The following is a 21,463-nucleotide window of genomic DNA, read 5'->3' on the forward strand; positions in this document are numbered from 1 at the left end:
ACCAACCCAAACCGGCACAATGAGTGTCAGCGATGTCCCGAGACAAAAGTGTCAGCGATGTCCCGAGACACCACAAGTCAGTATGTGGCAGCAGCCCTCGGCGTAGACGCACAACGAATGTCGTTGACAATCAAGGTCATCCGTTGCCCAGCTGGCGAGCGACAATGTCGCTCGTATGCGGGCACGCAACTGCTGAGGTTGATGTTGCGCCAGAGATTTCTGTGGCCGATGAACCCAAAACCCGTGGGGCCATTGATATAGCCGATGCAGCAGAGGCGATTTCCGCGACATTGTCGCTAGTAGCCGGGCAGGAGGTCACCCCGGCCCGGCTCCCCTGTGACGGCTACGCGAGCGCCCTCTCACACTTCGATGGGTGGATGCAGCCGATCCATCGTGTACTGCCGGTTTCGCCGGGCCGCCCACGAACTCGCGGCGAGCGACACCGCCAACAGGCCGACGAGCACGGCGATCGCGATCCACAGCCGGGAATCGATCCCGCCGACGATCAGTTGGCGAAGCCCGTTGACCGCGTAGGTCATCGGGTCCACGGGGTGCAGGATCTGGAACGGTTTGGCCGTGGTCTCGACGGGATAGATGCCGCCGGCCGACACGAGCTGCAGCATCAGGAACGCCAGCGTGACCACGCGGCCGACCGACACTCCGAACAGCGCGTTGAAGGCCTGGATGAGCGCCAGGAAGGCGGCTCCGACGAGCACCAGGAACGCGACCGTCGCCAACGGGTACTTGGCCTGCAGGCCGACGCCGAAGTGCACGACCACATACATCACCGCCACCTGGCAGGCGACGATGAGCAGCGCAGGCCAGTACGACGCCAGCACCACCCGCAACGCGCCGAGGCCGTTGACCACAGGACGAGCCTGCAACGGCGTCAACAACATCCAGATGATCAGGGCGCCGATGAACAGTGCGAGCGGCAGGAAGAACGGCGCGAACCCGGTGCCGAACGTGGCGGCCGGGTTGTGGGTCTGGATGTCGAGCGCCACGGGCGCCGCCAGGGTCCGCGCGACCTCGGTGCGCTGCTGCGGCGTCCACGACGGAACCTGTGTCGAGCCCTCGCGAAGAGCGGTGGCAAGCTGCTGACTGCCGCCTTGGAGCTGTTCGGTGCCGTTGGCGAGTTCGTCTGCACCGTTGGACAATTGGCGGCTTCCGTTGGTCAGCTGGACCAGACCGCTGTTGAGCTGTTGCGCCCCGGTGTTGAGCTGATGCGCACCGTCGCGCAACCTGACGACGTCGGCGCGCAGGCCCCCATTGAGCGCCTTGGTGATGAATGTCCGCAGCTTGCTGTTCGGGTCGCCGAGTTCGGTCTCCAGTTGAGCGGCGTTGTCACGCAATCGGATCAGCCCGTCATCGGTCGTAGGGTCGATACCGCGGGACTTCAGCAGCCGCTGGGCGCCGGCCAGGAATTCGCCGGTGTCGCGCACGGTCGGGTCTGGGCTGTTGCGCAGGATGCCGACCGCCTGGTCGACGATCGCGGCGGCCTGGGCCTGATCGATGTTCAGCGCGGCGATGCGGTCCGTGGTCGAGCGCACCGCACCAGAGAGTCGCTGCGCGGCCATGCCGACCTCGTTGGGGTCCAGGCCGAGGCCGCCGACCCGGTCGAGCACCGTGAGCAGCGGATCAGTCGCGGTGTCGACGGCCGTCGACAGTTGGCGCGTGCCCGCGGCCAATTGCGCCGAGCCGTCTCGCGCGGTCACCAAACCCGTGGTGAGTGCGTCGGCCCCGGTGGCGAGACGGTGCGCACCGTCGTTGGCCGCGGTGGTCCCGTCCGCGAGTTGTTGTGCGCCGTCGGCCGCTTTCACCAGCCCGGCACCGGCGTCGGTCAGTCCCGTCAGAACCGTCCCGACGGTGCGTTCCCCGATCTTGGCGTTGATCTGGTTGAGCACTTCACGCGCGGCGTTCTGCCCGATGATCGAGCCCAGGTAGTTGTTGGCGTCGTTGAAGGTGAACCGGATCTTGGCCTGCTGCGGCGAACTGCCCGACGGCGATGAGATGTTGGCGCTGAAATCCGGCGGCAGCGTGATGGAGAAGTAGTACTTGCCGCTGGCAACGCCATCGGCGGCCTCCGCGGCCGAAACCCGGTGCAGCTGCAGCTGGCCCGAATCGACCAGGGCGTCGGCGACCTCATCGCCGGCCTTGAGCTCCTGCCCTTGGCCGACGGTGCCCTGATCCTCGTTGACCAGTGCCACCGGAACCCTGTTGACCTCGCCGAACGGGTTCCAGAACGCCCACAGGTACATCGCGCCGTACAGCAGCGGCATGAGGATCACCGTCACCAACGCGATGCGTGGCATCGCCCCGCGGGAGAACCGTTTGAGGTCGGTGCCCAGAGACATTCCGGCTAGCACGGCTACTCGCCACCTTTCTGCGCGGCGGCCAGTTCGGCCGGCGTCGTGTTGGGCACGGTCAGTTGCGTGACGGCCGGGTTGGCCACCCCGTTGACGTTTGCGGTGATCACGGTTTGCTGCTCGCCGAGGGCGAGGAGCCGGTCCAGCAGCAGGATCCGGTTGCGGTCATCGGTGAGGTGGTCGAGATTGCCGACCACCAACAGCGGCGGCCTGGCGGTGTTGGCCAGGGCGACGCGCAGCAGGATCTGGTCGAGTTCGGTGAGGGCGTCGAAGTACTCCGTGAGCGGTGGCAGCGGCAGATCGCCGAACACCGGCGCGCACAGTGCGGCGAGATCGTTCTCGTCGGCACGGCGCACCAAGCGATACCAGGCGGCGTCCCAACGGCGTTGCTCGGTGATGAGGTCGCGCACCGTCACCGATTCGGACACCGTGTCGATCTCATCGATACCGGCCAACGCCGCGACGCGGAAGATGTCGCGGGCCCGGGTGCGCCCGAACACTGTCAGCGCACCGCCCGCCGGGCGCATGCGACCCGCAAGCGTCATCAACAACGCCGTGCGGCCCGAACCCGATGGCGCGACGAGCACCGTGACGCCGCCTTCGGCGATGTCGAGGTCGATCGGGCCGTACACCGGCCCCCACGGCCCGTGCATCGTGAGCGCCCGTGCTGTGATGGCCGGTGGTCTTTGCTCGTCCTCGTCGGCGTCAGGCTCGGGACTTAGCTGCGACATGGCCCAATCACAACACATCCGTAAGGCCCGCACAGGGAATGGCATTCTGGGATTTGTGGAGCCTCTGCTGCATTTCGCAGGGAATTTCTGGTGGCTGATCTTTCCGCTGGGCGGGATGGTCGGCGGCGGCATCAAGGCCGTCGCAGCCGCCAACGAGCGGCGTGCCGAGCGGCGGCTCGAGCGGTACCGCATCAAGCAGCAGACCAAGATCGAGATGGCTCGCGCGGCCGGGGCGGCGAAGTCGGCCGACGCTGCGCACCAGCGCGAGATGACGAAGCTCCTCGAGCAGCACGATCGCACGAATGCCCGCTGGCTCGATTACGAGATCGACATCGCCAAACTCCTCGATTTCCCGGTGATGACCGATATGCGCGACCCGTTGACGATCGCCTTCCACAAGGCACGAAGCCGGGCCGACCTGTTACGGCCCGACGATGTCGCCGACCTCGACCGCCCTGCGCAACTCGAATACCGCGATGCGGTGCACGAGTACGTGACGGCCTTCGACATCGCCGAGGCCGAGGCGATCCGCCGGCGACGCAGCGATTTCTCGGCCGAAGCCCAGGAGCGGCTGGCACGGGCCCAACAACTCCTGCGGCTCGCGTCCGACGACGGCGCCACACCCCAGGAACGCCAGAACGCTTACACGCGGGCACAGAAGGAACTCGACGGCCTCGTCGTGCTCCCGGTGACGACACGGGCGAGCATCGAGCGCAAGATCCTCGGAGAGCTGGAGGCCTGAGCCGCTAACCGCGTGGGGCCACGACTCCGGAATGCTCGGCACAGATCCGCTGCCTGCCGTCGAGATCGCCGGCACGGCTGACGATGCCCGTCGGATAGGCGCAGTACAACGAGAATTTCGCGGTGCGGGCGAGGTCGTTCCACATGGCTTCGAGCCCCAGCGCTCCTGGCACGTTGCCGTCGGCCCACAGCAGGGCCACCATCTCGCCGAACGCCCGCACGTGACGACCGCCCGACGAGGCGTCGGCGATGACTCCGCCGATCACTTCGACGAACCGTTCTTGGCTCAACGCACCGTCGACGGTGAAGGCCGCCAGCGTCTCTGCGGCGTCGTGACACCGATAGCGGCCGTCGGCACGAGCCGCCGCCAGATCGATACCGTCCGCAGTCAGCTTGGCGGACATCGACTCTCGATGCTCAGCGGTCGCGATCACCACCACCGCCTCACCGGCGGACAGGCCGGCACCCAGGAACCGGCTCACGTCGTCGACCATGTCGTCGTCGGTGTCGTAGAAGTTGACGACGTGATCGTGGGGGCGTGCAGGCTCCGGCACCGCGACGGTCCGGTGTGCCTCGATCAAGGCACGGGCCATCACTCTGGCACGCCGCGCCGCGCGTCGGTCACCTTCGGCGGCGGCGACGATCGAACCCGTCATCGGCATGTGCCAACTGCGGGCGAACTCATCGGGATCCCGTAGACCGGCCTTCAGCGCCCGCTGCCGCACGATCGCTCGGATGTTCTCCAAGTAGGCGATGGCCGCCCGCCCCGCCGGATGACCTGCCCGCATCTCCAACAAGACGTTGACGAACGAGCAGGCCTCGAATTCCTCGTCGGCGAACCATTCGTCGAGGACGTCGAAGATCGCCAGGAGTTGCTCTTCGGCGCTGACGCCGCGCCGGTCCGACTGCTGCTCGAGGAACTCCCGGGTCCAGAGTTGTTCCCGGCGTTCCAGGAACGCCAGCACCAGCTCGTCTTTGCTGCGGAAATGCTTGTAGAGCGAGGCCTTGGCGACGCCCGCCCGGGCGATCACCTCATCGATGCCGACATCGCGGACGCCGCGCCGGGCGAACAGTTCGTAGGCCGTCGCCAATATCCGTTCACGCGCGTTCATCGCGGTCACCTACCCGCCATCCGTCGAGCATAGACCTTGGTGCTGCACCGGTGTACAGACCGGTCTGTCCGTGATAGGAATGAGGGACGGTTGAGACGCAGCCGAGGTACCGGCAACCGTCCACGGCAATAGCCCTGATGACGTGGTCCGGGACTGGCCGCCTCGCATGTAGACATCGGGTTGGGCGGAGCCGAACACCAAACGATCCATGACCGGAGGTCTGGATGTCTCACCTCATTGCCCCCACAAAGAGCAAGCAGCCCATACCCACCAAATCCACCATTTTCGGCTTTGCCGCGAGCCAGCCGTGGCCCGGCGTCACGTTGTGCTCGATCAGCGGAGCGCTGGACGCCTGCACGGCCGATGAGTTCAGAAGCAGTTTGCTCGAGGCACTCGACGCCGGCCCGAGGACCGTTGTGGTCGACCTGTCCCGCATCGAATTTCTCGGTGTCGCCGGCTTGCAGGCTTTGCTCCAAGCTCAAACCTGGACCGAGAACCGGGCCGCCTCAAGCCGATTCCGACTGGTCGCCGGTGTGCGCTGTGTCGATCGCCTGCTGGAGATCAGTGGTCACCGCAGCAGCTTCGACACCTACCAGAACCTCGATGCCGCACTTCATGACGCTGCCACCGCGACCGCGACGGGGGACGGCAATGTGGGATCAACGCTAGGTGCTTAACGCCGGATTGCATCCGCACATCGCCTTGCCGAGAGCACAGACGCAACCAGCCAGCTCCGGCCACTCCATACATTCCCTGGTGGCCGGAGTCCCAACCTGGTTTGGAGGAACGGTTTTCACGCCGTGACCAATGCCGTCAACATCGCCACACACGTGACCGCGTCGAGCGGCAGCCGCAACACACTGCGCCTGGTCCAGCGGACGGCGGCGGCCTCGTCGACGCCGACCGGATCGGCCTTCTCGAACGCCACCGCCTTGGGCACGAAGTCGGCCAGTGACCACACCCGCATCACCACATGGGCGGCGAGTGCGATCAGGAGTGCGAGCCTGACGTCGGGGTGGCCCCAGGCGGCGATCAGCGTGACGATCAGCAGAACCTCGAAGACCGTATGGACGGGAATCCAGAACCGCCGCCGGGAGATTCCGCCGTTATGTGCCTGGATGATGCCGGGACGTTTCGGCCATGCGGGGTCGATCACCAGGACTTCGTAGAGGCCCCCGCCCAGCAGTGCGCAGGCGAGAAGTGTCGTGGTAGCGATCAGGACGAGCGTCGGAGTCCACACGTACGCCAATTATGGCCGTGGACCGTTCACCGCACCGGCGGGGTGACCGACCGATGGCGCGTGAGGCAGTAGAGCACGACCCCGGCGATCGTGACCTCCGCGAGGGCCAGCATCACGGTCAGCGTCATCACGGTCGACTGTGCGGGCAGCGCGGCCGGTCCGGCGCCGTGATGGTGCGCGGGCATCGGGGTGTGCAACGCGACCATCGCGAGGTTCATCAGCGCCACGGTGCACCAGATTCCCGGCGTGCCGCGCCGCCACAGATCACGCGCGCAGTACAGACATCCGGCGATCATCGCCGCGAGCAAACCACCGGCCACCGGATTCGGGGCGTGGGTGAGCATGTAGACGTGCAGTAACGCCGAACTCGCCGCGAGCACCGCACACGACCGCCGCCCGAGGACGGCGGTCGTGTGGACGGTAGACATGGCTCAATCCTCGCAGCAATGGGACTTCGGCGCCGCCGGAACGTTCAACGCGGGATTTCGGTCGAAGAAGCTGACCGGCTTGAGCTTGAACCCGGCGTAGTCCACCGGCATGACCGGCCAGTCCTCGGGCCGCGGGAAGTGCGTCAGGCCGAAGGTGTGCCACACCACGACGTCCTCACCGTCGATGTCGCGGTCCTGCGCGACGTAGGACGGCAGCCCCGCATTGCCCGGGTGCTGGTTGACGAACTGGCCTGCCGGATACCGTTCGGCCGGATCGTATTTCGTCACCCAGAGATGCTTCGTGGAGAACGCCGCCCGCTTGGCGATCGAACTCGACGGGTCGGCCAGCAACACCGGTTGGCCCTCCGGATGCAGTGCGTAGCCGACGTTCTGGCCGAGCCGGTTCTGCTTGGTCGGGTTGGTGATGTGCCAGACCCTGGCCTTGAGGTTGTCGGCGACGCGCATCGCCTGTGATTCGCGTGTCAGCTTGGTCTTCTGCGGGCGGAATGCGTTGCCCCACGGGTTGTCCGGGCCGACCGGTACCGCCACCGCGTCGACTTCCTCGACCGTGTTGGTGTTGCCGTCCACCGCCATGTCCAGGCGGGCGGAGAACAGATGCTGGTGGAACGGCGCACCGAGGCCGGGAGCCATCTCGGTGGCGTACCCGTCGGGACCGCGGTAGGCCGACGAGAACACGATGCCGGTGGCCTTCGCTTCCAGCTCGATCGTGCCGTCGAGGTACAGGTACCAGTAGAAGCCGTAGTCGTAGTTGCCGATCGTCAGGAAGAACGAGATGACCAGACGACGCGAACGACGCACCTCGGCCATGCCGTTGAACAGGTCGGTGTGCTTCCAGAGCACCCCGAAATCCTCTTCGTGCAAACAGATCGCGTTCTTCATGAGCCTCGGATGACCGTCCTCGTCGGCGATCGTCACGTCGAAGTACTGGATCTCGCCGAGGCAGTCACAGCCCAGTTCCAGCGAGTTGGTGTAGCGACCGAACAGGTACTCGCCCTGATCGAAGTAGTTCTGCCAGTAGCGGACCGGCGAGGGATCTGCATAGGGCACCACCATCTCGGCGATCGACGCGCGGTAGACGACCGGACGGCCGTCGATCGACAGCTGATGCAGCGTCAGCCCCTCGCGCACGTCGAACCCGAACCGGAATTTCCAATCGGCCCAGGTGATCTGGTTGCCGTCGACGCTGAAGCTCGGCCCTTCGGGTTGAGTGATCTCGATGGGCTTCAGATCCGTCCGGACGGGCGTGGCGTGCGGTTCGGCATCCCACTGACCGCGCTCGGCGGGCAGCGGCAACGCGATCTCGTCGATGACCTTGACGACCGTGCGCTTGGTGAGGTCGACGTAGGCCACCACGCCGTCGATCGGGTGCGCCCACGGCAGGTCGGCGGCGTCGTACTGGTAGAAACCGAGTACCCGTACGATGCGCCGGCCGACTTCGTCCTCGTGTCCGAACACTCCGGCTGACAGCGGAACCGCGCGCACGTTGGCCGGCTCCAGATCGCGCTTGCGCATGGCCTCGACCCATTCGGGGCACTCGAGCAGGAACGACTCGATGTCCTCGAATTCCTGATCCAGGATGGGCACGTGGCCGTCGACCGCGCTGTCGACCGACACCTGGGTGACGATGCGCTCGCCGGTGATCGACACGACGAGATCGCTGCCCTGCCCGGTGGCGCGGTCCAGAAGCAAAACCCGGGCGTTGCGGTCGATCGGGTCGCCCGGCGTGTACGCGAGCACGGTGTTCTTGTGCGGCTCGTCGAGCGCGACGTAGACGAAGCGCACGCTGTCGCCGAGCAGACCGTTGTCGGCGACGATGCGACGCACGGCGCGGATCTCGTCGGCGCTCAGCGGTGTGAGCGGGTGATCGGGGGCGTCGGTCTTCTGAGCGGGTTCGATGGTGGCAGTCATTGTGCGATCTCCTTTGCGATTTCAGGGTTTTCGTGATGACCGGCGTGCGGGCGCAGTACCGCGACCGCGGCGCCGCCGAGGAAGGTTCCAGCCAGCAGCACGCCGATGACTGCGGCAAGGGTGGCCGAGCCGCCGACGAGCAGCGGCAGGTTCGCGGCGGTCAGGACCGACAGTGCGGCCAGACCGAGGAAGCCGAGGCCGGGTGCGATCAGCGTGTGCCAGACCCGCGTGTCGAACCGCGTGCGGCGGAAATACACGACGACGGCCGCGGACGTCAGCGTCATCAGCACGACGATGCCGACCGATGCCGTACCGACGAACCACGCGAACACCTGCGTCACCGGGTCGAGGCGGGTCAGCACCGATGCCACGATGAGCACGAGCGCGGAGACGGTCTGCACGACCGACGCGATGTGCGGCGACGAGTGCCGGATGTGGGAACGACCGCAGCGCTGCGGCAACGCCCGCGTGTTGCCGAGCGAGAAGATGTAGCGCGACAGCACGTTGTGGAACGACAGCAACGCCGCGAAAAGGCTTGTGATCAAAAAGATCTGGACGAGGTCTCCGGTGACCGATCCGACGTAGCGGGTCGCGGTCTCGGTCAGGATTCCCTCCGGGTTGTCGGCGGCCATGGCCACCACGCCGCCGTCGCCCCAGGCGCTGACCATCGCCCAACTGCTCAGCGCGTAGAAGCCGCCGATCAGCAGCAGCGCCACGTACGTGGCGCGCGGGATGGTGCGCGCCGGATCACGGGCCTCGTCCCGGAACACCGCGGTGGCCTCGAAGCCGATGTAGCCGGCGAGCGCGAAGATCAGCGCGATGCCCGGAGCGCCTGCGAAGAAGTTGCCCGGGTGCAGCACCGCCGTCGACAGCCCTTCCGCGCCACCACGGCCGATCACCGCGAGGTTGATCACCAGGACGATGCCGACCTCGCAGACCAGCAAGATGCCGAGCACCTTGCCGGACAGTTCGATGTGGCGGTAGCCGAGCATGCCGACCACGGCCAGCATCGCCAGCGCGTACAGATACCAGGGCACCGACGGTCCCCCGTGCGCGGTCACGAAGCCGTCGAGCGCCGCGCCGATGTAGCCGTAGACCCCGCCCTGGACCGCGGTGTAGGACAGCAGCGCCAGGAACGCCGCGCCGAGACCGACATGGCGACCGAAGCCGTGCGCGATGTAGGTGTAGAACGCCCCCGCGCCGCGGATGTGGCGGGCCATCGCGGTGAAGCCGACCGCGAACAGCAGCAGGACAGCGGTACACACCACGTAGGACGCCGGGAAGGCGGGGCCGTTGCCCGCGGCGATGCCGATCGGGAAGGTCCCGGCTACGACGGTCAGCGGTGCGGCAGCCGCCACGACCATGAACACGATCGCGGTGGGGCCCAGCCGGCCCGCCAGCCGGCGACCCTGACCGCCGGTGGCCACGCCTGGCACGAGTACTGCATCAGTTGTCATGGCATTACTTTCGGTGCAATTGAATGTGCGGTGGTTGCGGTGCGGTAAGACTTTTGTGGGTTCAAATGAGAATGGCCGGAATACCGGATTCTCATTTGAGCGGGAATTCAGAGTGCGATGTTGACGGCTTTCGTCTGGGTGTATTCGGCGATCGCGCCCTCGCCGAGTTCGGCTCCAGCCGGAGTCGAAGCGTCGGCCCGCTGAGCGCAGTTGTCATGCAGGCCATAATTACGCGTCGTTGTGGTGCGCGTCACCACTTATTTCGAATGGGTATTCGGCCATTCCGGATTCTCATTTGACGACGTCTTCGAATTCTCATTCGACGTGCGGAGTATTCGCAGTTGACGGTGCGCCGGCGTCCGGCACATCGCCGATTCGGGGCCGCGGCGGCCGTGGATTCTCATTTGAAGTTGTAGAAGATTTACCTGACAACGCTGTGACCGCCACGGGTGATCGGCTACGTTGCGACGGATGGGACGGCAACCCCGGAAAGGGATGAGGAGCAGCTCGCCGGTCTCGGGGCTCCGGCGCGCGCAGTTGTCGTTCGTACAAGTGCTGGGCCAGTCGGTGTCGGCGGTGGCACCTTCGGCGGTCATGGTGACGTTGCCCGCGCTCGTCATGCCCGCGGCCGGCGGCGCGACGCTGGCCGTGTTCGTGGTGACGGCCCTGCTGATGACGGCCGTCGGCTACTGCGTCACCCAGTTCTCGACGCGCATGGTCGCGGTGAGCGGTCTCTACAGCTATACGGTCAAAGGTCTCGGGCCCATCCCGGGCATCGCCGCCGGCTGGTCTGTCGTCATCGGCTACGCCGCGGCAGCCATGGCCAGCACACTCGGCGCGGCAAGCTATCTCACGGCGCTGCTGAGCCGGCTGGGCGTGCCCGGCACGCAGGTCACCGTCGCGGTGCTGGCAGTCCTCGTCGGCGCCGTGGCGCTGATCCTCATGGTGCGCGGTATTCGGCTGTCGGCGCGAATCACCTTGGCAATCGAGGTGTTCGCGATCGCCGCCGCGGCGGCGGTGTTGATCATCGCGTTCACCGGATCGGTGACCGGGGGGCATGACCCGCCGAAAACATCCGCCGCCGAGGCTCATCCGGCGTTGGGCTTCGCGCTGCTGCTCGCGATCACGTCGTACGTCGGGTTCGAGAGCGCGGGCACCGTCGCCCGCGAAGCCCAGCGGCCGTTTCTCACCGTCACGCGCGCCATCCGCTGGACGCCCCTCGCGCTCGGTGTGCTCTATACCTTCGCGGCCGCAATGCAATCCACGGGCAGCATCCGGGCCGGCATCGGATCGGTCCCGATCGTGCTCACGCTGCCAGAATCGGCGAATACCGCCTCGGTGGTGTTGTCGATCGTGATGGAGCTCGGCATCACCGCGTCGTGGTTCGCGTGCGTCATCGGGTCGACGACCGCGCTGTCGCGCACGCTGTTCGCGATGGGGCGTGAAGGTGTGGTGTCAGAGCGGATCGGTCACGCCCACCGCGCGTACCGCACGCCGCATGTCGCCCTGTGCCTGGCCGTGCCGGTCATCGTCGCGGTTCCGGTCTGCTATCTGTTCATCTCCGGTTCCAGCCGCGAGGTGCTCGTCGGGCTGCTCGCGGTCTCGGCGCACGGGTACATCGGCGCCTACCTGCTCGTGTGTCTTGCCACCCCGGCATTCCTGCGGCGCATCGGCGAACTCACGCGGACGCCCTTGGTGATCGGGCTGGCCACCGCGGCCATGATGGTCGCGATCATCGGCTGGGCCGCACTGACTGTCGAATCCCCGGTGTGGATCGCCACCGCGGTGTACTGTGCGCTTCTGGCAACAGGTTTCGTGGTCTTCGCGGTCCGGCACCGCGCAGTCCCCGACCTTGCCGAGCGGGTCGGCGTGTTCGACGAAACCGTCGCCGGCGACGTGTTCGCGGACTACAACCCGTGGGAGGTGCGCCGATGAGCCCCGCCGACGGTGCGCTCTCGGGTCGTCAGCCCAAGGCCGTGCAGAGCGCGCTGCAGGTCTTGGAAGCGGTCGCGCTCGCCGGGGTTGGCGTGACGGCGAAAGAGATCGCCGAACAGCTGTCGATGCCGTCGGCCACGACCTACCGTCTGCTCAATCTCCTTGTCGCAGACGGCTACATCGTGCGCCTCCCCGATCTCTCGGGCTTCTCACTCGGGCCCCGGATGGGCGTGTTGATCGACGCCGCGGTATCGCCCAGCGTCTGTACGGCCGCCCGCGATGCCCTCGCCGAGCTCAGGCTGTCGGTGCGGTTCGGGGTGCACCTGTTCTATTTCACCAACACGTCGGTGCGCATCGCCGACTCCGATGACGAATATCCGCCGCCCGCAGAGGAATCGGTGCTGAACCACCATCTGCACGCCTGTGCGGTGGGCAAGCTGCTGCTGGCCGAGAAGCGCGATGCCGACGAGCTGCTGACATACCCCTTGAGGGCCTTGACCGATGGCACGGTGACGTCGCGGTCCGCGCTCGCCGAGCAGTTGGAGACCATCCGTGGCCGTGGTGTCGCCACGCAAACCGGTGAACTGCGCGGCGATTCCGCGTGCATCGCGGTGCCGGTGCGCTCACCTGCCGGTGCGCTCGTGGCGGCACTCGCGATGTCTGGGCGGGCCGATCAGGATCAGCTGCTTCTGCGTCAGGTACCGACGCTGGCCGAATACGCGTCGAGGTTGAGCCCGCTGTTGGCGTGAAACGCTCGGCGGATCGGACCGGTGGAACCTAATCGAGTCCCAGAATCCGCACGCTCTCGGCGCGCATGTCGACCTTGCGGATCTTGCCGGTGACCGTCATCGGAAATTCGTCGACGATGTGCACATAGCGTGGGATCTTGTAGTGCGCCAGCTTGCCGGTCGCGAAAGCCCGTACCGCATCGGCGTCCAGGGGGTCCCGGCCCGGCTTCATCCGGATCCAGGCGCAGATCTCCTCGCCGTACTTGTCGTCGGGAACTCCGATCACCTGGGCATCGTCGATATCGGGATGGGTGTAGAGGAACTCCTCGATCTCGCGCGGATAGACGTTCTCGCCGCCGCGGATCACCATATCCTTGATGCGGCCCACGATCGTGCAGTAGCCGTCCTCGCGCATGACCGCGAGATCGCCGGTGTGCATCCAGTTCTCGTCGTCCACGGCCTCATGAGTCTTGGTCTCGTCGTCCCAGTAGCCCAGCATGACCGAATAACCCCGCGTGCAGAACTCACCGGGTTGACCGCGTTCCACGGTTTCGCCGGTATCAGGATCGACGATCTTGATCTCGACATGCGGGTGCGCCCGGCCGATCGTGGCGGTACGGCGCTCGAGATCGTCGTCGAACAACGTCTGACAGGACACCGGGGACGTTTCGGTCATGCCGTAGCAGATCGCCACCTCGGCCATGTGCATGTCGGCCACAACGCGTTTCATCACCTCGACCGGACAGACCGAGCCGGCCATGATGCCGGTTCGCAAGGTGGACAGATCGAAGCTCGCGAAGTCGGGATGCCCGAGCATCGCGATGAACATCGTCGGCACGCCGTACACACCGGTGCAACGCTCGGACTCGATCGCGGCCAGTGTCGCGCCGGGATCGAACCCCGGCGCGGGGATGACGATCGTCGCGGCGTGCGAGATCGCCCCCAGCGTGCCCATGACCATGCCGAAGCAGTGATAGAACGGCACCGGGATGCACAGCCGGTCCTCGGATGTGAGGTTGATGAGCTCGGTGACGAAGTACCCGTTGTTGAGGATGTTGCGGTGACTCAGGGTCGCGCCTTTGGGGAAACCCGTTGTCCCTGACGTGTATTGGATGTTGATGGGATCGGTGTTGGCCAGGCCGGCGAGCCGTTTGCGCAGCTGTTCGTCGTCGACCTGATCGGCGCAGAGCCGGTCCCAGTCCTCGGTGCGGAGGAACACGACGTCGGTCAGCGCCGGGCACTGTGGGCGCACCTCGGTGACCATCGCCACGTAGTCCGAGGTCTTGAACGACGTGGCCGAGACCAGCGTCCGCACGCCGGATTGCTTGAGCACGTATGCGAGTTCGTGTGTGCGGTAGGCCGGATTGATGTTGACCAGGATCGCGCCGATCTTCGCCGACGCGAACTGAACCATCACCCACTCGGCACAGTTCGGCGCCCAGATCCCGACCCGATCGCCCTTCTCGATGCCGAGGGTCATCAAACCGCGGGCCACCGTGTCGATCTCGGCGTTGAGCTCGGCATAGGTCCAGCGTCGGCCTGAGGCCACGTCCACGAGCGCCTCGCCCTCCGGCCGGCCGGCGGCGACCCGTTCGAAGTTCGCGCCGATGGTGTCCTCGAGCAGGGGCGCATCGGTGGGCCCGGCGTCATAGGAGATCGTCATCCCAGCAAATCCTCGTATCGGTATTCGGTCGAAATCTGTTCGCCGGCTTGGTGTGCCACGTCTTCACGCTTGCGCAGCTCGACGCGGCGGATCTTGCCGGAGATCGTCTTGGGCAGGTCGAAGAACTCGACTCGGCGCACCTTCAGGTACGGCGCGAGGTGGTCGCGGGCGTAGGCCATGACCTCTTTCGCGGTGTCGGCGTTGGCTTCCCACCCCTCGGCCAGCGCCACGTAGGCCTTGGGCACCGCCAGGCGGGTGTCGTCGGGCTGGGGCACCACCGCGGCCTCCACGACGGCCGGATGTTCGATGAGCACGCTCTCCAACTCGAACGGTGACACCTTGTAGTCGCTGGATTTGAACACGTCGTCGGTGCGCCCGATGTAGGTGATGTACCCGTCGGCGTCGCGGCTGGCGACGTCACCGGTGTGGTAGTAGCCACCGGCCATGACGGCTTCGTTGCGCTGCGGATCACCGAGGTAGCCCGTCATGAGGTTGCGCGGATTCGCCGAGAGGTCCAGGCAGATCTCGCCCTCATCGGCGAGCTCACCGGTGATCGGGTCGACGAGCACGACCGGGACGCCCGGCATGGGCCGGCCCATCGAGCCCGGCTTGACCGGCTGGCCCGGGGTGTTGCCGACCTGCAGGGTGGTCTCGGTCTGCCCGAAGCCGTCGCGGATGGTCAAGCCCCAGGCGTTCTCGACCTGCGCGATGACGTCCGGGTTGAGCGGTTCACCGGCACCGAGGATCTCGCGCAGCCCCTCAGGCTTGTCACCCAGGTCGGACTGGATGAGCATGCGCCAGACGGTCGGCGGGGCACAGAACGTGTTGACCTTCGCCCGGCGCAGCTGGTGCAGCAGCGCGGCGGCGTCGAATCGGCTGTAGTTGTAGACGAAGATCGTCGCCTCGGCGATCCACGGCGCGAAGAAGCAGCTCCAGGCGTGCTTGGCCCAGCCCGGCGAGCTGATCGCGAGGTGCACGTCGCCGGGCTTCACGCCGATCCACGCCATGGTCGACAGGTGCCCGACGGGATAGCTGACCTGGGAGTGTTCGACGAGCTTGGGCTTACTGGTGGTGCCGGACGTGAAGTAGATGAGCATCGTGTCGTCGACCGTCGTGGTGGCTTCGAACCGAACCGGCTCGACCGCGTACGCATCGGAGTAGTCGTGCCAGCCCTCGGCCGGACCGCCGACGACGATGCGCGTGTAGTCACCGGGCACGTCGGCGAACTTGCCCGTATCGGCGGCGTTGGCGATCGCGAACCGTGCGCCACCGCGGCTGATGCGGTCGGCGAGGTCAGCGGGGCCGAGGGCGCCTGTGGTCGGCATGATGACGCCGCCCAGTTTGGCGATCGCCAGCATCGCCTCCCACAGCTCGACCTGGTTACCGAGCATGAGGATCACCCGGTCACCCTTGCCGACGCCGAGGTTTTTCAGCCAGGCCGCGACGCGGTCGGAGCGCTCGGCCATGTCGGCGAAGCTGACCTTCCGCTCGGTGCCGTCCTCCTCGACGATCCACAGCGCGGTGCGCGGATTGTCTCTCGCGATCGTGTCGAACCAGTCGATCGCCCAGTTGAACGTCCCGCTCAGCTCGGGCCAGGCGAATGTCTCGACGGCCTTGTCGTAATCGGCGATGCTCGCGACGAGCTCGTCGCGGGCGCTGCGGTAGCGGTCCGTGTTGGTCATGTCGACATTCATGACAGCTATGCTCTACGTCACACTTGTCCCTCGCCACCCCCGAAAGAGGGTATTGCCCGTGCCCGTCCGACCGACGTTGCTGCGACCGCGCGATGCCGACGCGGTGCGTGCCGAGCTGCGCCAAATGGCAGGTGAGACGGGTTTGCCGTTGACGTTCGGCGGCGAGGTACACGGCGACACGTTGCTGCTCAGCGAGTTCTTCGGGACCCGCACGAGCGCGATGCGCGGCCTCGCGGTGCGGCCGAGCGCCGGTCTGGGCGGGGCGACCATGGTGGCCCGGCGACCGATCTCGGTGGCCGACTACCGGCACGCGTCGGCCATCACCCATGACTACGACGGCCCGGTGCTGTCCGAGGGCATCCGTTCGATCCTGGCGGTGCCGGTTGTCGTGGACGGTGAGGCTCGGGCCGTCCTGTACGGCGCGTACCGGCAATCGGCCCCGATCGGGGACCGGACGGCTGCCGCCATGGTGGCCTCGGCCCGACGGCTGAGCCACGAACTCTCCGTGCGCGACGAGGTCGACCGGCGCATGCGCATGCGCGAAGCGCACCTCGCGCACTTCGGCGACAACGTCGCCAGTGCCGAACAGATCCGCGAGGTACACGCCGATCTGCGCAGGATCGCCGCGCACGCGTCCAAGCCGCTCGCCACGCAGCTCGGCGAGCTGGCCGACCGGCTGGCCCGCGCACTGTCCGGGGACGTCCCCACGGCCACGCCGCTGACCGCGCGCGAGGTCGACGTGCTGTCACAGATCGCGTTGGGCTGCACCAACGCCGAGGCAGCCCAACGTCTTTCACTGAAGCCGGAAACCGTCAAGAGCTATCTGCGCAGTGCGTCAAGCAAACTCGGTGCCCACAGCAGGCACGAGGCCGTGTCCAAGGCGCGGCGGCTGCGTCAGATTCCCTGAACGATGTCCCGGTAGAGCTCTGGCCTGCGGTCGGCGAACACGTCGTTGAACTCGTTGATCGCCTTGACACCGGTCAGATCGAGCATTGCCGTGGCGACCGTTCCTTCGCCCTCCGGCGTTGCCTTGATCCAGCCGTCCGCCCCAATCACGGCGGTGCCGCCGGTCCATTGAACGCCACGCTCCTCACCGCGCCGGTCAGCAACCACGATGGGTAGCTGCGACGCACGCGCGGCCGCCATTGCCTGGATGGTTTCGGGAGCATGCTCACCGTCGGGGCGGTCAGCCAGCGGCCAGTTCACCGGAAGCGCCAGGATCTCGGCTCCACCCAGGGCCAGTCTCCTTGGCAGCTCGGGGAATTCGTTGTCGTAACAGATCGCGACGCCGAGTTTGCCGATGGGGGTGTCGATTAGGGTTCCGGCCTCCGAACCCGTGGCGAAGACACTGGACTCGGCAGCCCACAGATGAGCCTTGCGATAGCAGCCGAGGACGCGGCCGTCGCCGAACACCATCGCCGAGTTGTACAACGTGTCATCGGCCACCTCGCAGAATCCGACCACCGCGACCGTGCCGTCCGGCACGTCGTCGGCCAGCGCGGTCAACCGTTCGTCGTCGGCGCGAAGTGCCAGCGTCCTGGCCTCGTCGACATCGGTGAACACGTACCCACTGGTCATCAGCTCGGGGAACACCACCAGATGCGGATCGCTCGAGTTCGTCGCCCGCAGGACGTCGCGCACCCGCGCAAGGTTGCCGTCGAGATCACCGATGATGATGTCCGGCGTCACGGCCGAGACGCGCAGTTGCCTTCGCACCATAGAGTCACCTTATGCTCCGATCCGCCATGGAGGTTTGACGCATGAGCCCGATCCGCCCGTTCCGCATCGCCGTACCCGACGCCGATCTCGACGACCTCAAGCAGCGCCTGTCGCGCACCCGCTGGCCCGAGCCGGAATGCGTCGACGACTGGACTCAGGGCATACCGCTGAGCTACACGCGCGACCTCGCCGAGTACTGGGCCACCGAATACGACTGGCGGTCGCGGGAAGCCGCGCTCAACCGGTTCGACCACTACACCACCGAGATCGACGGGCTCGATATCCACTTCATTCACCAGCGCTCGACGCGCGAGGACGCGTTTCCGCTCGTCATCACGCACGGCTGGCCGGGATCGATCGTCGAATTCCACAAGGTGATCGAACCGTTGACCGAGGCCGGCTTTCACGTGGTGTGCCCGTCGCTGCCGGGCTACGGATTCTCCGGCAAGCCCACGACGACCGGATGGGGCATCGGCAAGATCGCCCAGGCGTGGGACACCCTCATGGCCCGGCTGGGATATGACCGGTACGGCGCGCAAGGCGGCGACTGGGGCGCGGCCGTCACGACGCAGATCGGCCGTAACGTCGGCAATTGCGTTGGGATCCATGTGAATATGCCGATCGCGCAGCCACCCGCAGAAGGCGTCGGTGAAATGACCGAGGACCTGCAGAAGGCGCTGGCCCGCATCGACTACTACCGCAAGTGGGATTCGGGCTACATGAAGCAGCAGTCGACCCGGCCGCAGACCGTGGGCTACGGGCTCGTGGACTCCCCCGTCGGCCAGCTCGCGTGGATCGTCGAGAAGTTCTGGTCGTGGATGGATTGCGACGGGCATCCCGAGAACGTGCTCAGCCGCGACGAACTGCTCGACAACGTCATGCTCTATTGGGTGACGGCCTCGGCCGCGTCGTCGGCCCGGCTGTACTGGGAAAGCCACGACACCTTCGGGGCAGGCGACTACGTGACCCTGCCCACCGGCGTGGCCTCGTTCCCGAAGGAGATCCTGCGCGCGCCGCGGAGTTGGTGCGAGACCAGCTACAACGTCACGCACTTCACGACGATGCCCCGCGGCGGGCACTTCGCGGCATTCGAACAGCCCGAACTGTACGTCGAGGATGTGCGCAAGTTCTTCGACACCGTGCGCTGAGTTCTTCTGCCGAGCAGACGCGGGGGTGCCCAAAATTGTTGAGAAAAGGGTACTTCCGCGTCTGCTCGCGCCAGGGCAGCTAGCTGAGCATCTCGACGTAACCCTCGGTTCCGTGCAGCCGGATGCGCTGCCCGTCGCGGATCAGCGTGGTGGCGTTCTCTACGCCGACGACGGCAGGGAGCCCGTATTCGCGGGCGATCACGGCGCCGTGGGTCATCAGGCCGCCCACTTCGGTCACCAGACCCGCGATTCCGACGAACAGCGGCGTCCAGCTTGGGTCGGTGTATGCCGTGACGAGGATGTCGCCGGGTTCGAGTTGAGCCTGTTCGATGTCGACGACGACCCGTGCCCGGCCCTCGACGGTGCCTGCCGAAACGGCCAGGCCCACGAGGGCGTCCGGCGGAAGGTCGGCGCGCCGGTAAGACCCGGCGACGGCCTCGCCGTCGGACGTCAGAACCCGCGGCGGTCTCAGGGCCTCGTAGGTCTGAAATGCCGACCGGCGGTCCTGGATGAGTTCATGGTCTGCTGAGTTGGTGCGCATGACCTCGTAGAGTTCGTCGAACCTGAGGTAGAAGACGTCGTCGGGCGCGTGCAGAACCTGGGCCTCGACGAGGCGGCCGGCCTCCCTGAGCAGTGCTTGCTTGTAGATGAAATAGCGGCTGACCATGCCGTACTTGGGGTATTCGCGGTATCCGGCGAAATTGCGGACGCGCCTGATCATGCGTTCGGTCTCGGCGGCCTTGCGCTCGCCATCGGGCAGGGCGCGCAGTCGCCCCAACAGCTCGCGTTCCTTCGAATCCGCTTGCCGCAGACCCTCCTCGAAGCGCCGCGCGGCCGCACCCGGCTCGAAGTTGTCGACGTTGGCGAGGATCGTCGGCACGAGCGTGGCCGGCCGTTCGCGCCAGCGCGGCCTGGTGATGTCGATCTCGCCGACGCAACGCATGCCGTATTTGTCGAGGAATGCCTCGAACGCTTGGTGTGCGTCGAGCCCGCCGGCGACTGTCGTGAGATCGGCGAGGTCGTCGCTGCCCTCGGCCGCGACGCGGCGCAGGAACGCCACCACCTCGGGATGCGGTCGTATCGCGTCGGCGACATCGAGCAGCGCCAGGCCCATCTCCGACGTGACGTTGTGCGGCACCGACTGCGTCAGGACGTCGGCCGCGTTCTTCTCCCCCAGCCACTCCTGTAGGTGGTCGTTGAGCCATTGGGCTGCGTCCATGCCGGCCATGATCACCTGATGGCTGCGTGGAGCGAACAGCGTCTGCTGCAGGTCCGCGATGTCGGCCCGGATGAAGTCGAGCAGTTCGGGTCCGGACTTCGTCTGGATGTTGCATCGCAGTGCGGCGACGGCCGCCTGGTTCTCCTCGATGAGCTCGACGACCACGGCCGGGTCCGTTTCGATCGCGGCCTGCGCCGCGCTCGGCGCCGGCTCCTGATCCACGTCGGGCACGGTGTCGATGAACCCGCGGTCGAGAACCGTCCGCAGGGCGTCGGCGATCAACGGATCGGATCTGCCGAAACCGGCGAGGAAGTTCGCGCGGCTGCGTGGCGACTGCAGCAGTTTCGCGACGTCGACGAACAACCGGCCGCCGGCCTCGGCCATCGGCCGGGGCGTCGTCAACTGCCATACCGACAGGCCGAGGGGCTTCATCGGGTCGGTCATCATCTGCTGATGGCCGACCGAGAGGTAGACGTGGTTCTGACCGTCCTGCTGCTCGGGAATCGGGAACAGCGTGGTGATCGGCCGAGCCTGAACGATGTGGAAAGCATCGTCGAGCAGGCACCATTCGATGTCTTGCGGACAACCGAAGTGGGCTTCGATGCGCCGGCCCAACTCGCTCAAACGTAGGGCTTGCGCATCGTTGAGCGTCGGGTGTTCTGTGGCGATCCTGGCCACGACCTCGCCGTCGCGGACCGTGTAGCGGTCCGGCTCGGCCCGCCCGGACACCAGGGCCTCGCCGAGGCCGAATACGGCCTCGATCGCGGCGACCCTACGGTGACCGGACACGGGATCCGCGGTGAACAGGACGCCCGCCGCTTGCGCGGGCACCATGCGCTGCACGACCACCGCCATGTGGACCTGCCGGTGGTCGACGCCGGTGCGCTGCCGGTAGACCATGGCCCGCTCGGTGAACAGCGAGGCCCAGCACCGCTTGACGTGGTCGAGCACCGCCGCCGGTCCGACGACGTTCAAATACGAGTCGAGCTGGCCTGCGAACGACGCGGCCGCCGAATCCTCCGTCGTCGCGCTCGAGCGAACGGCATACGAGCCGTCCACGCCGACGCGCTCGAGTGCGTCGATGACCGCGGCCGCGATGTCGGCGGGCATCTCGGTCTCGTCGATGCTCCCTCCTGGCGGCACGTCGGCCATGAACCGTCGAAAGGCCTCGGTCGTCACGCAGAAGCCATCGGGCACCTGCACCCCCGCGATGCCGGACAACTCGCCGAGCCGCGCGCCCTTGCCGCCGACCATCGCGACCGACGTCCGGTCAACCTCGTCAAGACCAACCACATAAGCCATTACCGCTGCTCCCCCATCGTTCTCGGCTTGCGAACGGCGATTATGGACCAA

General features: G+C 66.5%; 18 protein-coding genes and 1 pseudogene. 6 read left to right on the forward strand and 13 right to left on the reverse strand.

Translation table 11 applies throughout. From position 1 onward, the window contains the following. Positions 1-359: 359 nt before the first annotated feature. Positions 360-2,354 carry a YhgE/Pip domain-containing protein gene (locus tag AWC31_RS14085; RefSeq protein WP_085144877.1) on the reverse strand — a complete coding sequence of 665 codons (1,995 nt, stop codon included), beginning with the start codon at positions 2,352-2,354 and terminating at the stop codon, positions 360-362. 14 nt (positions 2,355-2,368) lie between these two features. Continuing rightward, entirely contained in the window at positions 2,369-3,097 is a 729-nt protein-coding gene (locus AWC31_RS14090) for an ATP-binding cassette domain-containing protein (RefSeq protein ID WP_085144832.1), read from the reverse strand. 55 nt (positions 3,098-3,152) lie between these two features. Here AWC31_RS14090 and AWC31_RS14095 point away from each other — a divergent pair, with 55 nt between their 5' ends. Continuing rightward, entirely contained in the window at positions 3,153-3,839 is a 687-nt protein-coding gene (locus tag AWC31_RS14095) for a hypothetical protein (protein WP_234816852.1), read from the forward strand. Between the two features lie 4 nt (positions 3,840-3,843). Here the strand turns inward: AWC31_RS14095 and AWC31_RS38215 are convergent, their stop codons facing one another. Next, positions 3,844-4,392: an MEDS domain-containing protein gene (locus AWC31_RS38215; RefSeq protein WP_308204522.1), complete on the reverse strand. Its 549-nt coding sequence runs from the start codon at positions 4,390-4,392 to the stop codon at positions 3,844-3,846. Next, positions 4,384-4,950: pseudogene (locus tag AWC31_RS38220) on the reverse strand (TetR/AcrR family transcriptional regulator); the annotation flags it as partial. The pseudogene AWC31_RS38220 and the gene AWC31_RS38215, both read right to left, overlap by 9 nt. Positions 4,951-5,174: 224 nt before the next feature. On the opposite strand from AWC31_RS38220, the gene AWC31_RS14105 reads away from it, so the two are divergent. Then, a complete protein-coding gene (locus tag AWC31_RS14105) occupies positions 5,175-5,627 on the forward strand; it encodes an STAS domain-containing protein (RefSeq protein ID WP_085144835.1) in 453 nt (150 codons plus the stop codon). A gap of 116 nt (positions 5,628-5,743) precedes the next feature. Here the strand turns inward: AWC31_RS14105 and AWC31_RS14110 are convergent, their stop codons facing one another. The 5 genes from AWC31_RS14110 to AWC31_RS37405 all read right to left on the reverse strand — a co-directional run bounded on the left by AWC31_RS14110 (position 5,744) and on the right by AWC31_RS37405 (position 10,258). Continuing rightward, on the reverse strand, positions 5,744-6,190 hold the full coding sequence (locus tag AWC31_RS14110) for a hypothetical protein (protein WP_085144836.1): 447 nt from the start codon (positions 6,188-6,190) through the stop codon (positions 5,744-5,746). 26 nt (positions 6,191-6,216) lie between these two features. Further along, the gene (locus tag AWC31_RS14115) at positions 6,217-6,618 is read right to left on the reverse strand and encodes a hypothetical protein (protein WP_067846100.1); all 402 of its coding nucleotides are present in this window, start codon (positions 6,616-6,618) and stop codon (positions 6,217-6,219) included. Between the two features lie 3 nt (positions 6,619-6,621). After that, positions 6,622-8,547, reverse strand: a complete 1,926-nt coding sequence (locus tag AWC31_RS14120) for a primary-amine oxidase (protein ID WP_085144837.1) — start codon at positions 8,545-8,547, stop codon at positions 6,622-6,624. Continuing rightward, positions 8,544-10,004, reverse strand: coding sequence for an APC family permease (locus AWC31_RS14125; protein WP_085144838.1), 1,461 nt, complete (start codon positions 10,002-10,004; stop codon positions 8,544-8,546). Before AWC31_RS14125 ends, AWC31_RS14120 begins: the two co-directional genes overlap by 4 nt. 107 nt (positions 10,005-10,111) lie before the next feature. After that, positions 10,112-10,258, reverse strand: a complete 147-nt coding sequence (locus tag AWC31_RS37405; RefSeq protein WP_165765964.1) for a hypothetical protein — start codon at positions 10,256-10,258, stop codon at positions 10,112-10,114. 217 nt (positions 10,259-10,475) lie between these two features. Between AWC31_RS37405 and AWC31_RS14130 the strand changes: the two genes are divergently transcribed. Next, positions 10,476-11,939: an APC family permease gene (locus tag AWC31_RS14130; protein WP_085144839.1), complete on the forward strand. Its 1,464-nt coding sequence runs from the start codon at positions 10,476-10,478 to the stop codon at positions 11,937-11,939. Next, positions 11,936-12,688 carry an IclR family transcriptional regulator gene (locus tag AWC31_RS14135; protein WP_085144878.1) on the forward strand — a complete coding sequence of 251 codons (753 nt, stop codon included), beginning with the start codon at positions 11,936-11,938 and terminating at the stop codon, positions 12,686-12,688. The genes AWC31_RS14130 and AWC31_RS14135 overlap by 4 nt, the downstream gene beginning before the upstream one ends. 28 nt (positions 12,689-12,716) lie before the next feature. On the opposite strand, the gene AWC31_RS14140 is transcribed toward AWC31_RS14135, so the two are convergent. Together AWC31_RS14140 and AWC31_RS14145 are read right to left on the reverse strand one after the other, a co-directional pair. Further along, positions 12,717-14,330 carry an AMP-binding protein gene (locus AWC31_RS14140; protein ID WP_085144840.1) on the reverse strand — a complete coding sequence of 538 codons (1,614 nt, stop codon included), beginning with the start codon at positions 14,328-14,330 and terminating at the stop codon, positions 12,717-12,719. After that, positions 14,327-16,024: an AMP-binding protein gene (locus AWC31_RS14145; protein ID WP_374214048.1), complete on the reverse strand. Its 1,698-nt coding sequence runs from the start codon at positions 16,022-16,024 to the stop codon at positions 14,327-14,329. Before AWC31_RS14145 ends, AWC31_RS14140 begins: the two co-directional genes overlap by 4 nt. A 7-nt stretch (positions 16,025-16,031) precedes the next feature. On the opposite strand from AWC31_RS14145, the gene AWC31_RS14150 reads away from it, so the two are divergent. Next, positions 16,032-16,931, forward strand: a complete 900-nt coding sequence (locus AWC31_RS14150; RefSeq protein WP_085144842.1) for a LuxR C-terminal-related transcriptional regulator — start codon at positions 16,032-16,034, stop codon at positions 16,929-16,931. On the opposite strand, the gene AWC31_RS14155 is transcribed toward AWC31_RS14150, so the two are convergent. Beyond that, positions 16,919-17,743: a nitrilase-related carbon-nitrogen hydrolase gene (locus AWC31_RS14155; protein WP_234816853.1), complete on the reverse strand. Its 825-nt coding sequence runs from the start codon at positions 17,741-17,743 to the stop codon at positions 16,919-16,921. The genes AWC31_RS14150 and AWC31_RS14155 overlap by 13 nt on opposite strands. A gap of 41 nt (positions 17,744-17,784) precedes the next feature. Here AWC31_RS14155 and AWC31_RS14160 point away from each other — a divergent pair, with 41 nt between their 5' ends. Continuing rightward, positions 17,785-18,891 (forward strand): epoxide hydrolase family protein, encoded by a 1,107-nt coding sequence (locus AWC31_RS14160; protein WP_085144843.1) that lies wholly within the window; start codon positions 17,785-17,787, stop codon positions 18,889-18,891. Positions 18,892-18,970: 79 nt separating this feature from the next. Here AWC31_RS14160 and rph read toward each other — a convergent pair whose 3' ends face one another. Next, positions 18,971-21,412 (reverse strand): rifamycin-inactivating phosphotransferase, encoded by a 2,442-nt coding sequence (gene rph / locus AWC31_RS14165; RefSeq protein WP_085144844.1) that lies wholly within the window; start codon positions 21,410-21,412, stop codon positions 18,971-18,973. Between the last annotated feature and the right edge of the window lie 51 nt (positions 21,413-21,463).

Origin of the sequence: Mycolicibacterium wolinskyi, from assembly GCF_002101965.1 — a bacterium.
Classification (GTDB): domain Bacteria; phylum Actinomycetota; class Actinomycetes; order Mycobacteriales; family Mycobacteriaceae; genus Mycobacterium; species Mycobacterium wolinskyi.